This window comes from Cupriavidus sp. DL-D2, assembly GCF_039710735.1.
In the GTDB taxonomy this organism is placed as follows: domain Bacteria; phylum Pseudomonadota; class Gammaproteobacteria; order Burkholderiales; family Burkholderiaceae; genus Cupriavidus.
The window spans coordinates 1-845 of sequence record NZ_JBDKXK010000138.1; the positions used below are offsets into that span (position 1 = coordinate 1).

Here is an 845-nt window from a genome sequence, read left to right on the forward strand (position 1 = left end):
CTCGTCGGCTTGAATGGAGCCAACCGGCCTTGCGCGATCACGCAGACGCGAGAACCCCGCTATCGTTCCTAGCAGTCCCGCGACAACGCCCCCGGCGCGCTCGCGCAAGCCTGGCTCTACGCGATACAGTGCATAAGATGTGAGCTCGAAAAAAACGTCAGGCTTGCCGGGCAATTGGATAACCATACGCCAGCTTTCCCTATTGAAATCGTTGTCCACGAGAATTGCGTCATCAACTACGTAGCCGACGCCTTCTGGGATTGTCCCGTCAGGAATTTGATACCACTCGCGAGACAGTTCCTCGCAAGTAGCCAAGGCGGTCGATTTGCGACTTTTTGACACATTCCCGGAATAACTAAGAAATCGCGCACCTGCCCGAAAATAGGTATCAAAAAAGTAAGGCTGATATCGCTCCTCCGCGCCGGAACTCGGCCAGGATATCAACGTCACTCCACCGTTCGAATGCGACACACGCTCAATGAACAGACTGTCATGTATGGCAGATCGGGTCGCTCGCAACGCCTGCTCCTTCTGAGAGAGAAGTCTTTCGTACTCTTCCTCGCTTTGAATATCCGCCAACAGTTTGATCTTGACCTTGTTGAACGAATAGGTCTCGATCGTCTTGGCGTTCTCGGGAATGTCCACCAAGTGTCGCCCAATCGCTCGCGTTCTCCAACCCTGTTTCAATGTGCTCTCCTTCTTGAGCCAGTTTGCCTGCCGAGCAATCTTGATCACCGCGTGCATGGTGGCAAAGAGCGAGCGCCGATGCGCGTCACCCTGCTTCTCTGACGGTTATAGCAAGCGAGAAATCGACTGCCATCTCAAACGAAGCTTCGCCTCCCCAG

The 845-nt window shown here is 54.2% G+C and carries 1 protein-coding gene; it reads right to left on the bottom strand.

What is annotated here, in order from left to right; all coding sequences use genetic code 11:
- A partial coding sequence (locus ABDB81_RS30350) for a T6SS immunity protein Tli4 family protein (RefSeq protein ID WP_346814413.1) occupies window positions 1-744 on the bottom strand: 744 nt, incomplete at its 3' end.
- Window positions 745-845 lie beyond the last annotated feature (101 nt).